Consider the following 14,162-nt stretch of genomic DNA (forward strand, 5'->3'; position numbering starts at 1 on the left):
TTTATTCATTTGGATGCTTTTTCATCCAATGATCTACAGAAAAATTACCCGATCCATAAATAAGGAATACAATCAAAAGGATGAGTACTGCTAAAGAAATACCAAATTCCAGGTTGTTTGAAACAGAAAGAAAACCTTGACTACTATTTACGAATAGCACAGCTCCCAATAATATTGGTATCTGAAATACAATTGCAATTCTAGTTACCAATCCCAAGGCTATCAATATTCCCCCTACTAAATGTGCAAAAGCAACGAAATGTGCTAATCCTAGATTTACAAATTGTAGATCTGCACTTTTCATAATATTTAAGAGTGCTTCTGTGTCAGAAATAAATAAAATGCCTTTATACAGGATAAAAAGACCTAAAATTACCCTTACAAAATCAATCCATTTTGGATGATGAGCATCTGCCCATTGTTCAATTTTTGATACAGCATTCATAGTATTTTGGGTTTTGGTTATATATTTTATACATGATTAATTTATTAATGATTTGAAATTCAAGTTGTTGTAGAGTTTTTTTGCTGTTCCTCATGATATTTAAGTGTCCAAATTTGTATCCTTCCCTGAATTTTTTTTAGATCAAAAATCATTTGCAGTATCTTAATCGATCAATTCCAATCTCATGCATTCAGTTTTAAAACTATTTCTTGCCTTCTTTTTTATAACACAAATTCAAAATTCCTATGGTCAAGATTTACCTAAAGGATTTATGCTCATCTGGGAAGAAGATTTTAATGGGGAGGGATTAATAGATAATTCAAAATGGAATTTTGAGGAAGGATTCGTTCGAAACAATGAGCTCCAGTGGTACCAAGAGGCCAATGCCATTCAGACTAATGGCGTATTGCAGATTCAGGGTAGAAGGGAAAAAGTAAAAAATCCGACATTTGAAGAAGGAAGTAATAATTGGAAAAAGTCCAGAGAGTTTGCTGAATATACATCTTCAAGTATAAATACTAGAGGTAAGTTTGAATTTCAATACGGGATTTTGGAGGTACGGGCAAAGTTTGATACTGCTTCAGGAATGTGGCCTGCTATTTGGACTTTGGGTATATCAAAGCCCTGGCCGGCTAATGGAGAGGTAGATGTGATGGAGTTTTATCAGGTTAATAGAGAGAAGACGATTTTGGCAAATGTGGCTTGGGCAGATGCCAAAAAAAGAGCGAATTGGGATGAAGCGAAAATTCCTTTTGCCGATTTTTTAATGAAAGACCCAAACTGGCAAGAGAAATTTCACATCTGGAAAATGTACTGGACGGAAAATTTTATCAGACTTTATCTCGATGGAGAACTTTTGAATGAGGTAGATCTTTCAACCATCCTCAATCCTGATGGATTTAATCCATTTCACCAGCCTCATTACATTTTATTGAACTTAGCCTTAGGGGCAAATGGAGGAGATCCATCCGGAACTGAATTTCCAAAAGAATATCTGATTGATTATGTGAGAGTTTATCAGAAAAAGTAAGTTTAATCAAAGGTTTTGGAACTGTCAGAAACCAGATAATTCAATTCTTTGAGTTCCTTTTCTGTTAGGTCTCTCCACTTTCCGACAGGAATGTCCAAGTGTACGTTCATGATTCGAATTCTTTTCAATTGTTTTACCTCATACCCCAAATACTCACACATACGTCTAATCTGCCGGTTGAGACCCTGCGTCAAAATAATTCGGAATTTAAATCGGGAAATTTTTTCTACTTTACATGGGTCAGTTACCGTTTCCAAGATGGGAATTCCTCCCGCCATTCGCTGAATAAACCGATCATGTATGGGCTTATCCACTGTGACAATGTATTCTTTTTCATGATTGTTTTTTGAACGGAGTATTTTATTGACGATATCCCCTTCACTGGTTAAAAAAATGAGACCTTCGGAGTCTTTATCTAACCTCCCTATTGGAAATATGCGTTGAGGATGACCTATGAAATCAATCATATTGTCTTTCTCCCCTTTCGTATCGGTCGTTGATACTATACCAACAGGTTTGTTAAAGGCAATATAAACATGTTTCTGCAGGGGTTTTCCTACTGCTTTTCCATCTACTTTGACTATGTCATTTGGCATTACCTTAGTGCCAATTTCAGGTATTTTCCCATTCAAAGTAATCCTTCCTGCTTGTAGCAGCTTATCCCCTTCTCTTCGGGAACAAAACCCTGCTTCGCTCAGATATTTATTTATCCGGATCCCCTGATTTTCTTCCATATCTTAAAATTCCTTGATTCTCTGCAAATAAAAAACCCCGAAACAATAAATGATTCGGGGCTCTTTAACTTTTATAACTTAAGAATTACTTTCCTTTTTCTCCAATAGAAATCATCGCACATCTGAAACCAATAGAATTGGTAGCAGAATCCTGGTGCATAAATCTACGCGTACCTGGGGCAAGCCAATAAGCAACATCTTTCCAAGAACCACCTTTGTAAACTCTAAACTCATCGCTTAGCATGGAGGTCTCATAATTATCGATTTCATCGTAAGCTCCATCTTTTCTCAATGGATTAAGGTCATCAAAATCCTGATATGAAAGTGGACGATATACATCATAAACCCACTCATTCATATTCCCAGCCATATGATAAAGACCGAAATCATTTGGAGCCATATCATAAACATTGGTTGGAAGGATTTCTCCATCATTTCTTTGATTTCCAGCAATACCTGCATAATCACCACGACCTCTTTTGAAGTTGGCCAAGAAATCACCTTGCTTACCTTTTCTCTTTACGTTGTATGGATTTCTAACGCCTCGTCCATCCCATGGATAGATTCTTCCATATTCCTGATTTTCGTCAAGATACTGCGTTCCTATCATCGCTTTTGCAGCATATTCCCACTCCCCTTCGTTAGGCAGACGGAAATCAGCCATTGCAACTCCTCGTTCGATCAACTGATTTTTGGTAAAAGTAGAATCGATTTCTCTTTCTTTTCTGATGATTTCCTGAACATATTCAGTTCTCCACTTAGAATACACATTTGCCTGTGTCCAAGAAACTCCAGCAACAGGATAGAAATTGAATCCAGGAAATCTGAAATAGTAAGACTGATACAAATCATTGAAAGACATTGCTCCAGACCAAACATTTTCTGAAGGTTCTAATTTCAGAATTGAATCTGCACTTACGTTTTTCTTCATCGCAAACAGAAATTCACGATAATCATTATTCGTGATTTCAGTTTCGTCCATGTAGAAATTAGAAATCGTTACGGTCCTTTCCTGATTATCTCGGAATGCCATAACGTCTTCTTCCTGCGAACCAAGAACTGCTCGACCACCTTGGATAAATTTTAGGTTTGGTCCAGGAATTTGTTCTGCGTTTTTCGCTACAAAAAAGTTGGTTGAATCATTTTCTTCAAAACTGAACTCAGCTCCTGTTGTCGCACTTTTTTTACCTGGGTTGTTGGCAGTTCTTCTACCATACCCTGGAGTTTTGTTACAAGAGGTAAGAATTGAACCTGCGGTAATTACTAAAACCGCTGTCCACATTCCCCATGATTTGTTACTAAGACGCATATTTATAGGTATTAAAGTCTAGATCAATTTGTAAATATAGGAGCAAAACGCACCACTTCCAATCAATTTTCAAGGTCGCAAGTTTAAGAAAAGCTCCTTAACATGCAAATTTTTAGGTATTCAACAAAATCGGTATGAAAAAATGCAATATTTATGCCAATTAAATATTCATTAAATCATGATTCCGCCATCTCTTTTAAAGCAATTTGAGCTTTAGATATACTTGGAACTTCCGACACTGTAAGAATCAAACGGTTTTTATGTTCTTTTATTTTACTTCTTTTTGCGTGGTTCTGAACAAATTTCATGATTTTCCCGAAAATGGCAGAAGAGTAAAAATCGTCTCTTGAGGATGGGAGCAAATAACACTTCATTAGATTTCCTTTCAAGCTTAATTTTTCTATTCCAAGCCGTTCAGCCGTCCATCTTAATCTTACTGTTTCCATAAGGTCTTCCACAGAACTCGGCAAAGGACCAAACCTGTCCAGCAGCATGCTGGAAAACTTGTCTAACTCCTCTTCATTTTTGATTGCGTCAAGCTTGGAATATAACCCCAATCGTTCCGAAATGTTGGTAACATATTCCTCTGGTATCAATAACTCCAAATCGGTTTCTATGGTACAATCTTGCACCAAGACTTTTACTTTTTCCTTGAGGTCTACTTCGAATAAAGCAGCAAATTCATTTTCCTTCAATTCTTGAACGGCCTCATCCAAAATTTTATGGTACATCTCAAAGCCCAAGTCTGTTATAAATCCACTTTGTTCGGCACCAAGTAAATTTCCAGCACCACGAATATCCAGGTCTTTCATTGCAACTTTAAAACCATCTCCCAAATCTGAAAATTCTTCGAGCGTCTGCAAACGCTTTCTCGCCTCAGGAGTAAGGCCAGACATTGGCTGAGTCAATAAATAACAAAAGGCCTTTTTATTACTCCTGCCGACACGACCACGCATTTGATGTAGGTCGCTCAACCCAAACATATGTGCTCGATTGATGATGATCGTATTGGCATTAGGAATGTCCAAACCTGATTCTATGATATTAGTAGAAACTAAGACGTCGTATTCATGGTCAATAAAACCCACCATGATTTTTTCGAGTTTCTTCCCATCCATTTGACCATGTGCCCCAACTACTCTAGCATCTGGTACTAATTTCATAATCAAATTGGCAATGCTATCTATCTCACCAACCCGATTATGGACAAAGAAAACTTGTCCACCACGCCTCAACTCATAAGCAACAGCATCCCTTATTTTTTCCTCTTGAAAAGTGACTACCTCTGTGGTTACTGGTTGCCTATTGGGTGGAGGGGTAGCAATAACGGATAAATCCCTTGCCCCCATAAGAGAGAAATGTAGGGTTCTCGGAATTGGTGTGGCTGTCAAGGTCAAAACATCTACATTGACTCTTAGATTCTTTAATTGGTCTTTTACCTTTACACCAAACTTTTGTTCTTCATCTATGATTAAAAGGCCCAAATCTCTGAAGACTATATCTTTATTGACAATTTTATGGGTTCCTACCAAAATATCGATTTCACCCGATTTCACCTGCGAAATAATCTCTTTGATTTCCTTTGCGGATCGAAACCTATTGATGTATTCAACTTTTACGGGTAGATTCTCTAATCTTTCACTAAAAGTCTGGTAGTGCTGCATGGCCAAAATAGTGGTCGGAACTAAAACAGCTACTTGTTTTCTATCATTCACTGCTTTGAAGGCAGCCCGAATAGCAACTTCTGTTTTACCAAACCCAACATCACCACAAACTAATCGGTCCATTGGATAAGATTTTTCCATATCTGCTTTGACATCGGCAGTCGACAATGCTTGATCCGGCGTGTCTTCATAGATAAAGGATGATTCTAATTCCACTTGAAGGACAGAGTCTCTACTAAAAGAAAAACCTGAGGCGGACCTTCTCTTAGCATATAGTGCGATCAAATCCTTTGCGATGTCTTTGACCTGTCTTTTAACCTTTTTCTTTTTATTGTCCCACTCCGGCGAGCCTAATTTGGACATGGAGGGCATCGTTCCTTCTTGTCCGGAATATTTTGAGATCTTATGAAGTGAATGGATATTGACGTAAAGCAAGTCATCATCCCGGAAGACTAACCTGACTGCCTCTTGTAGCTTTCCATTTACTTCCACTTTTTCAAGTCCGGCAAACCTACCGACTCCATAATCTATGTGAACGATATAATCTCCGGGATGCAAGGCCTTTAGTTCTTTTATTGTTAACGCTTTGGACTTGCTTGCCTTGATTCTGGTTTTGTATCGGTGAAATCGTTCGAATAGCTGATGGTCTGTATAACAGACCAATTTCAGAACACGATCTTCAAATCCTTCTCTCAATCCTAAAAGCATACTTTGGATCTGAAGGGTAGGGTCAAGCTCTTTGAATATCCCTAATAATCGATCAATTTGCTTTTCGTTTTCGGCTATTAAAATATTGGTGAATCCTCTTTTTTCATTTTCTGCAAAATTGCTAACCAACAAATCAAAATTCTTATTGAAGGAAGGTTGAGGTTGACTTTCCCATTTGAATTGTTTTGCTCCTTTGAGATAAAACTGTTTCCCAAATTCAATTTGAGAATGGGTCTTTGCCAGATTTGCAAAATCTTTTCCTTTTTCGAAAAGATCTGCTGGTTTTAGCATTAATTTATCCGTTTGCGTTTGTTTTGCGATCACACCAAAAGCTTGTTCAGCTTTGTGAAAGCATTCATCCATGACATCAAGCGTAAGTTGATAGTCCTTGTGCCAGATTTTACAATCATCTGGAAGAAAGCTCAAGAAAGATTGACGAACTTCCTGTAGTAGTTTGGTTTGTACATTTGGAATCAAGGAAATCTTATCCACACTGGAAATGGAAAGCTGACTTTCCGGATCAAATGTTCTGATACTTTCTATTTCTTTTCCAAAAAGCTCTAGACGATAAGGATGCTCATTCGAGAAAGAGAAGACATCTAAAATACCTCCCCGAATAGCAAATTGTCCAGGTTCGTAGACAAAATCAGTTTTCTCAAAATCGTAGCTTGTCAATATCTCTGCCACGAATTCCATGTCCACAGACTCCCCTACACTTGCGGTAAAAGTATTTTCAAGTAAGGATCTTTTGTTTATCACCCGCTCGTAAAGGGCTTCAGGATAAGAAATGATTACTTTAGAGGATGATTTGGCTTCTAATACTTGGTTTAGAATCTCGGATCTCAGTAATACATTTGCATTATCTACCTCTTCGTATTGATAAGCCCGTTTAAAACTGGAAGGGAAAATCATATGATCTTCCACATGCAACAAATTTTGAAGATCGGAATTAAGGTAGGCTGCTTCTTCCTTATCCTGAGCGATAATTAGATGAAAACCACCGTATTTTTGAAAGTAATTTGCAAAAAGTACCATGTCCAAACTTCCAGACAGACCCTTTATTTGTAGCGTATACTTTTCATTCTGACTTAATTCATGAGAAAGCGTCTGAAAGATGGGGTCTGATTGGTAGATAGATAGAAATGCCTGTCGATCCAAAATAAAATGGTTTGAGAGTAAGGGGATTCAGCCCAAATTTAGGGCATTCTGTTGTCTTTAGTGATAAATTGATTTGATTTAGAGAATTCTGAACCTAAGGACTCTTAAAATGTTTAGGAAACATGGGGAATACAAAAGATTCGCAAAGCTGGTTCCAAAAACTGGAAAGTTTGCACCCTTACGAAACAATGTTATATCTGGGAATGCTCGGCAGTGGCTTGATATTTCTTTTTTTGTCCGTTGCTTTCCTTATTTCCGGACTTAATCAACTGGAAGGCCTGAACAGCCGGGTTCCAATTGCTTTTTTGGTATCGACGCTTCTGATCATCATGAGTGGATACTCTGCTAGTAAAATGAGAATTTATTACTTAGAGGAAAATACGGAAAGGCTTCAGGTGGCTTTGAGAAACACTTTGTTTTTGGGAATAGCATTCACTTTTTCACAAGTAATAGGTTGGATGGAGCTATCAAATATGGGGATCAATTTTACCGGCATACCAAGTGGTAGCTTCCTTTATGTACTATCAGGAATTCATATTTTTCATTTGCTAGGAGCTATGGTTTTTGCTGTGATCATGTGGGTTCAGCTAAGGAATAAACAAAGGGATCAAATCAAAAACTTAGTGCTTTTAACAAACCCTTATGAAAAAATGAGGATTCGTCTTTTTACTCGATATTGGCATTTTATGGATGTGATCTGGCTGATTTTATTCTTTCTCTTTGTTCTAAGCTTTTAATCCAAAAAAATGGAAATTATAATAAAAACTCAAGTTGAGCAGGATTTCCTGAGTGTTAAGGAAGGATTTGACAAAACCTTATTCAAAAAGCTCAGTCCTCCTTTTCCGCCAGTCAAGCTCCTAAGGTTTGATGGATCCAAAAAAGGAGATTTAGTTTCCCTTGAATTGAATTTCATTTTTTTTCAACAGAAGTGGGTTAGTGAAATTATCGAAGATAAAACTACTGAAGAGGAATTCTATTTTATTGATCAAGGAGTTGAATTACCTTTCTTTTTGAAATATTGGAGACATAAACACCGCATTTTTAAAGTAGGGGAAAATTCAATTATCCAAGATGAAATCAGCTATAAAGCACCCTTCCTCATATTGACTTGGTTATTATATCCCGCTATGTTGCTTCAATTTGGATACAGAATTCCGATCTATAAGAAAATTTTCAAAAAGAATTAGATCAGAGCTGGCTTGTTTTCACAATCCACAATTAAACAATCTCCATATAAAACGAGTGAGTGGCTTTTTATGGCAGATTTAAATTCTTTGCCTATAGCCTCTTTAATTTCAGTGATTTTTGGGTCAGAAAATTCTCGGATTTTCCGACATTGATTACATACATGATGATCATGGTGTTTGTAGGTAAGGGCTTGTTCATAAAGTGCAACTTTATCTTTGAACTGGTGCTTTACTGCCAAACCACTTTCAACCAAAAGATCCAATGTATTATATATTGTTGCCCTACTGATGGTATATCCTTTGTTACGCATGCTGAGAAAAAGTCCTTCCACATCCATATGCTCATCTTCAGGGAGTGAATATAATTCATCAATTACCGAAAATCGTTCTGGGGTTTTTCTACTTCCTTGCTTAGTCAGGAAGTTTTCAAAAATCTTTTTTGCTTTTTCGATGAGAGCTTTGTCAGCCATATTTTAATATTGAATAACAATAAAGATGGAATATTCTGAAATTTTTGACAAGAAAGTGCAACCAATACCTCCTTATTTGGTTTTATTCTAAATTCAACAAAGCTCGATTAAATGCGTATATTATATCCTACCTACAAGAAATTGAATTATTCTGTGCACTTTTTTCAAAAAAAGTTATATTAAATCTGTCACCCGGGTTTTTCGAGCTAAAATGAATATGAAGATAGTTGTATCACTATTTTTTTGTTTAATCTATTCAGGTATTGTCAATGCCCAGATTCCTGGGTTTTTCATGAAAGAAGAACGCAGAAAAGTGGACATTCCATTTTACGCATCTAATAATTTAATAATCGTTACGGTTTCAATAAATGGGACTTATCCAATTAATTTTTTGGTAGATACGGGAGTAAGGGCAAATATTCTTTTTAGTAAAAATTTAGGAGATGCCATGGATTTGTCCTATTCCAGAAAATTGAATCTGGTAGGTGCAGATGGAGCGGCTAGTTTGGTGGCTTTCGTCTCCCCTACAAACCATCTCGACTTAGGACCGGTAGAAGGAGTTTTTCAAAACCTGCTGGTGTTGGAGGAAGATTTTTTGGAGTTGGAAGCCGTAATAGGAATTCCGGTTTATGGAATTATTGGATATGAATTTTTTAAATATAATCCTGTTAAGATCGATTATGACAAAGGCATAATTAGTTTTTATGAAAAAGATGCCATGAAATGGAGGCCTCCATTTTATAAAAAAGTTCCAATGTCCATTGAAAACCACAAACCATATATTACTGCGAAAGTTAGGCAACAAACTGGGCCTGTGCTTAACCCGAAACTACTGATTGATACCGGAGCGAATCATGGATTGTTATTAAACAAAGAGACCTCCGAGGATATCAGACTGCCAGAACTCTTCATTGAAACGGAATTAGGTCAAAGTCTAGGGGGTGAATTATTTGGTTTTGTAGGCAGAGTAAGAGATTTGAATATTTCTGGGTTTCACCTAAATGATGTTCTTACTTCCTACCCAGAGGAAACTCCATTTAGCTATGTAATCAAAGAATCAGGTAGGCAGGGAAGTATTGGGGCTGAAGTTTTGGGAAGGATGAAATTAATTTTTGATTATCCGCGTGAGAGATTACTAATTCATAGAGGCGAACAATTTTATGCAGCTTTTGAATATGACATGAGTGGTATTGAGGTCAAAAAGGTCACAAATGATGAGCATAGGATGTATGTCGGTCAAGTAAGAGATAATTCTCCTGCAAGTAAAGCTGGTATCTTAGCTTTCGACGAAATATTATCTATTAATAAAATTCCTATAATTATCTGGGAGCTTTCAGAGGTGATCAAATTATTTAGATCGGAAGAGGGGAAAGAAATAGAATTGGAAATCCGCAGGTACGAAGGATTGGACCTCACAAAATATGAGGACATGCGTTTTCGGATTGTGTTGAAAAAGCAGATTTAACCATCTATAGTCCGAATTGGATTAAAAAATGAATATTTTTGAGCCCCGGTAGCGAGACATTATCGAACTTATTATAATGTTTTTCGTGATTAATTCCGATTTCTAAACCAAAAAACAGACTATGAAAAAGCTATTGATTCCTATTTTGATATTAGCCGTGGTGGGTATTTATATGTACACCAAGGCAGTAGGAACGTATAATCAATTTGTTCAGACTGAAGAACAGATCAACGGTCAATGGGCTGAAGTACAGACTCAATATCAACGAAGAGCTGACTTGATACCCAACCTTGTAAATACAGTGAAAGGATATGCAGACTTTGAGCAGGAAACACTTACGGGTGTAGTCGAGGCAAGGGCAAAAGCTACTTCAGTCAATGTGGATGCAGGGAATTTGACACCTGAAAAACTGGCAGAATTTCAGCAGGCCCAGGATCAACTTTCGGGGGCATTGAGCAGGTTATTGGTAACTGTAGAGCGATACCCTGACCTGAAAGCAAATCAAAACTTTTTGGAACTTCAAGCCCAGCTGGAAGGAACAGAAAACAGAATAGCTGTAGCGAGAAGGAACTTTAATGAGTCGGTTCAAGCTTATAATGCTAATCTAAGAACCTTCCCAAATAACATCTTTGCGGGATGGTATGGCTTCGAAGCTAAAGGCTATTTCGAAGCTGCTGCCGGTTCAGAAAATGCTCCGTCAGTACAGTTTTAAGTAAAGAATTATGGCAGAAAAATTATTTTCTTCTGCAGACAAGAAGGCAATTGTTGATGCTATTCAGTCTGCAGAAGTTTCCACTTCCGGAGAAATTCAGGTACACATTGAAAGTCGCTGTAAAGGCGATGTTGTTGATCGCGCGATAGTCGTTTTTGATAAACTAAAAATGTACCAGACTCAAGATCGAAATGGGGTTTTGTTCTATCTGGCTGTGGAGGATAGAAAATTTGCCATTCTTGGAGATTCCGGAATAAATGAAGTTGTTCCAGAAAATTTCTGGGAAAAAATTAAAGAACAAATGACCACCCGATTTAAGGCTGGCGAATTTACAGAGGGTCTGATTGAAGGCATAAAAGAGGCCGGAACCCAACTTGGAGAACACTTCCCGCACCAAGGCGATTCAGATATAAACGAACTTCCTGATGACATTTCTTTTGGATCCTAAGATCCGTTCACTAGTATTTATTCTCTTATTGTTTACCGGGAGGGTATTTGCGCAGGATTTTCCGCCTGCACCGAATCCTCCACGCTTGGTAAATGATTTCACCATTACACTTTCTACCTCGGAAGTTCAGCAATTGGAGAATAAACTAGTTGCATACAATGACAGTACTTCCACTCAGATTTCTATCGTCATGATGCGCTCCGTAGGTCAATACGATATCTCTGATTATGCGTTTCGATTGGGAGATGCCTGGGGAATTGGAGGGTCTCAAAATGACAATGGGATCTTAATCCTGGCAGCCATGGATGATAGAAAAGTATTCATTGCTACTGGATATGGAATGGAAGGGGCAATCCCGGATGCATTGGCTAAAAGAATCGTCGAGCAGTTGATTATTCCCAACTTTAAAATGGAAGCCTATTATCAGGGCTTGGATCAAGCAACTGATATGATTTTCAAATTAGCTTCTGGAGAATATACTGCAGAAGATGTAGAAACAAAAGGTAAAGGTGGAGGAGCAATTTTCATGCTTTTACTATTCATTTTCTTTTTTGTAATTCTCCCGTTGATTCGAAACAAGAAGGATAATGATAATCATATGGGTGGTCGAGGCGGAGGAGTAGATCTTTGGACTACGATCATGCTTGCAAACTTGCTTGGTGGTGGTGGACGTAGAGGAGGAGGCTTTGGTGGCGGCGGTTTCGGCGGCGGCGGTGGAGGATTTGGCGGCTTCGGCGGTGGATCCTTTGGTGGCGGCGGAGCCGGAGGAAGTTGGTAGTTCTTTAGAAATTAGAATTGTAAAGTTTATAAGCTTAAAAGTTACCTGGAACCTGAAATGGTTTCAGGTATTTTTTTGGGATAATCCTTCCAATTTCAATTGTTGATTGGTTACATTTTACTCTTGCCTTATAAAACTCTTCTTCACAAACGTGCTTTTTTACCAAGGTCTATGTATACTTAATATTTCATCTCTAAAAAATTATGATTTCAGTTTTTGAAGCCCTTTCTATTATTGATAAAAATACAGATGTTCTTGAACCGGTTGTCTTGCCTTTAGCCGAAGTTAATGGTTATACATTAGCGCAAGACGTGGAAGCCCCTATTAATTTGCCTCCTTTTCGCCAATCTGCAATGGATGGATATGCATTTAAACATGGTAAAAATCTGGAGTTTCAGTTAAAAGGAGAAAGTAAAGCGGGAGATTTTGTAGAGTTTGAAATTGGTGAAACTGATTGCATTCGAATCTTTACTGGAGCTCGAGTTCCTGATCAAGTAGATACGGTGGTAATGCAGGAACACATTGAAAAAACTGCTTCAGGCATTCATATTCTAAAAATGCCGGAAAAAGGAACGAATGTTAGGCCTGTAGGTGAACAAATAAAAAAAGGAGAGATTGTTCTTAAAAGGGGAACAAGAATCAATGCTGCGATTATAGGATTTTTGGCGGGTTTAGGAATTTCAGAAGTTTTAGTTACTAACATTCCCAAAGTTTCACTGATTGTCACAGGGAATGAGTTGCAAGAACCCGGGACCGAACTAAAGCCAGGATCGGTTTATGAGAGTAATAAGATTATGCTTGAATCTGCCCTGAAATTAGAAAATGTTGAGATTATCCATTCAAAGCATGTTTTGGATGACAAAGAATCAACTTTTAGGGCAATTCAAGAAGCTTTAAAGGCAGATATAGTTTTGATTTCAGGTGGGATTTCTGTGGGGGATTATGATTATGTGAAAGAATCCCTGGAAAGAAATGGCGTAGAAGAAAAATTTTATAAGGTAAATCAAAAGCCAGGAAAGCCACTTTGGTATGGTAAAAAGGGAGAAAAACATGTGTTTGCCTTGCCGGGCAATCCCGCCTCTTCATTAACCTGTTTTTTGATTTATGTAACTGCTGCTATTCGAAAAATGAATGGAACAGCAGAAATCAACATTAATTTGAAGAAAGGAATTCTAAAGGGGAATTATGTAAATAAGTTTAATAAAGCCCTCTTTCTTCAGGCTTTTGAAAATGGGGGGGAATTGGAAGTATATCCAAAACAAGCTTCAAGTATGTTGGTTTCTTTCACCCAGAGCAATGCGTTTTTATTTGTGCCTGAAGATGTAAAAGAAATCCATGCGGGAGAGGAAGTAAAGTATATTTCGTTTAAACTTTAATTCTGCAGATGGGAAAAGTGTACCAAAATATTGCTGTTTATATTCTTTGTGGAGGAAAGAGTTCACGAATGAATTCTGAGAAAGGCTTGGTTGAATTTAATGGCAAACCTTTTATTCAGTGGATATTAGAGGCGGTGGACCCCTTGACAGACCAGATTACACTGGTGACAAAGAATGAAAATTATTCTAAGTTCCAGTTACCAATAATTCAGGATAAAGTTGAAAATAAAGGTCCCGTGGGAGGTATTTATTCCGCTTTGTCACATTCCCATTTCCAGTATAATTTGATTTTGAGCTGTGATATTCCAAAAATCACCACTGAATTGCTTTATAATCTGATTCAAGCTGCGACAAGCTCTGAAAAAGATATAAGCATTCTCTGTGATGAAACCCATGATTATCCGTTGATTGGTTGTTATCAAAAAAAAGTAGTTTCAGTTTTCAAGGACGCAGTTCTAAAAAATCATTTAAAACTTTGTCAATTGGTTAATGATCATTCTCCTCAGAAAATCCAGGTCAACAGACAAAACCATTCAGCAATTCAAAACATTAATTCACCAGAAGACTTATCTAGAATAGCGATCCAAAGCTTGTAAATGGAACAAATGAAGTCTTATGGCAGTTGATTAAAACACAATAAATACCCGATTCTAGGATTTATCGGTGGAGGAAACAGTG

The 14,162-nt window shown here is 37.4% G+C and carries 14 protein-coding genes; 9 read left to right on the top strand and 5 right to left on the bottom strand.

The window, feature by feature from the left end:
- Position 1 precedes the first annotated feature (1 nt).
- A complete protein-coding gene (locus AAGF08_RS01510) occupies positions 2 to 445 on the bottom strand; it encodes a DoxX family protein (RefSeq protein WP_343509131.1) in 444 nt (147 codons plus the stop codon).
- Between the two features lie 184 nt (positions 446 to 629).
- Between AAGF08_RS01510 and AAGF08_RS01515 the strand changes: the two genes are divergently transcribed.
- Entirely contained in the window at positions 630 to 1,475 is an 846-nt protein-coding gene (locus AAGF08_RS01515; protein ID WP_343509132.1) for a glycoside hydrolase family 16 protein, read from the top strand.
- Positions 1,476 to 1,477: 2 nt separating this feature from the next.
- Here the strand turns inward: AAGF08_RS01515 and rluF are convergent, their stop codons facing one another.
- The 3 genes from rluF to mfd all read right to left on the bottom strand — a co-directional run bounded on the left by rluF (position 1,478) and on the right by mfd (position 7,048).
- On the bottom strand, positions 1,478 to 2,209 hold the full coding sequence (rluF, locus tag AAGF08_RS01520; RefSeq protein WP_343509133.1) for a 23S rRNA pseudouridine(2604) synthase RluF: 732 nt from the start codon (positions 2,207 to 2,209) through the stop codon (positions 1,478 to 1,480).
- Positions 2,210 to 2,294: 85 nt separating this feature from the next.
- Entirely contained in the window at positions 2,295 to 3,518 is a 1,224-nt protein-coding gene (gldJ, locus tag AAGF08_RS01525; protein WP_343509134.1) for a gliding motility lipoprotein GldJ, read from the bottom strand.
- 176 nt (positions 3,519 to 3,694) lie between these two features.
- The gene (gene mfd, locus AAGF08_RS01530; RefSeq protein WP_343509135.1) at positions 3,695 to 7,048 is read right to left on the bottom strand and encodes a transcription-repair coupling factor; all 3,354 of its coding nucleotides are present in this window, start codon (positions 7,046 to 7,048) and stop codon (positions 3,695 to 3,697) included.
- A gap of 122 nt (positions 7,049 to 7,170) precedes the next feature.
- On the opposite strand from mfd, the gene AAGF08_RS01535 reads away from it, so the two are divergent.
- A complete protein-coding gene (locus AAGF08_RS01535) occupies positions 7,171 to 7,785 on the top strand; it encodes a cytochrome c oxidase subunit 3 (protein ID WP_343509136.1) in 615 nt (204 codons plus the stop codon).
- Between the two features lie 9 nt (positions 7,786 to 7,794).
- Entirely contained in the window at positions 7,795 to 8,235 is a 441-nt protein-coding gene (locus tag AAGF08_RS01540) for a hypothetical protein (RefSeq protein WP_343509137.1), read from the top strand.
- Here AAGF08_RS01540 and AAGF08_RS01545 read toward each other — a convergent pair.
- Positions 8,232 to 8,705 (bottom strand): transcriptional repressor, encoded by a 474-nt coding sequence (locus AAGF08_RS01545; protein WP_343509138.1) that lies wholly within the window; start codon positions 8,703 to 8,705, stop codon positions 8,232 to 8,234. The genes AAGF08_RS01540 and AAGF08_RS01545 overlap by 4 nt on opposite strands.
- A 217-nt stretch (positions 8,706 to 8,922) precedes the next feature.
- On the opposite strand from AAGF08_RS01545, the gene AAGF08_RS01550 reads away from it, so the two are divergent.
- The 6 genes from AAGF08_RS01550 to AAGF08_RS01575 all read left to right on the top strand — a co-directional run bounded on the left by AAGF08_RS01550 (position 8,923) and on the right by AAGF08_RS01575 (position 14,080).
- Positions 8,923 to 10,170 carry an aspartyl protease family protein gene (locus AAGF08_RS01550; RefSeq protein ID WP_343509139.1) on the top strand — a complete coding sequence of 416 codons (1,248 nt, stop codon included), beginning with the start codon at positions 8,923 to 8,925 and terminating at the stop codon, positions 10,168 to 10,170.
- A 121-nt stretch (positions 10,171 to 10,291) separates the two neighbouring features.
- A complete protein-coding gene (locus tag AAGF08_RS01555) occupies positions 10,292 to 10,882 on the top strand; it encodes a LemA family protein (RefSeq protein ID WP_343509140.1) in 591 nt (196 codons plus the stop codon).
- Positions 10,883 to 10,892: 10 nt separating this feature from the next.
- Positions 10,893 to 11,330, top strand: coding sequence for a TPM domain-containing protein (locus AAGF08_RS01560; RefSeq protein WP_343509141.1), 438 nt, complete (start codon positions 10,893 to 10,895; stop codon positions 11,328 to 11,330).
- Positions 11,308 to 12,108 (top strand): TPM domain-containing protein, encoded by an 801-nt coding sequence (locus AAGF08_RS01565; protein ID WP_343509142.1) that lies wholly within the window; start codon positions 11,308 to 11,310, stop codon positions 12,106 to 12,108. Before AAGF08_RS01560 ends, AAGF08_RS01565 begins: the two co-directional genes overlap by 23 nt.
- Positions 12,109 to 12,311: 203 nt before the next feature.
- Positions 12,312 to 13,484 (top strand): gephyrin-like molybdotransferase Glp, encoded by a 1,173-nt coding sequence (gene glp / locus AAGF08_RS01570; RefSeq protein WP_343509143.1) that lies wholly within the window; start codon positions 12,312 to 12,314, stop codon positions 13,482 to 13,484.
- Between the two features lie 8 nt (positions 13,485 to 13,492).
- On the top strand, positions 13,493 to 14,080 hold the full coding sequence (locus AAGF08_RS01575) for a molybdenum cofactor guanylyltransferase (protein WP_343509144.1): 588 nt from the start codon (positions 13,493 to 13,495) through the stop codon (positions 14,078 to 14,080).
- Positions 14,081 to 14,162 lie beyond the last annotated feature (82 nt).

The sequence above is a fragment of the Algoriphagus sp. SE2 genome, from assembly GCF_039563885.1.
GTDB lineage: Bacteria > Bacteroidota > Bacteroidia > Cytophagales > Cyclobacteriaceae > Algoriphagus.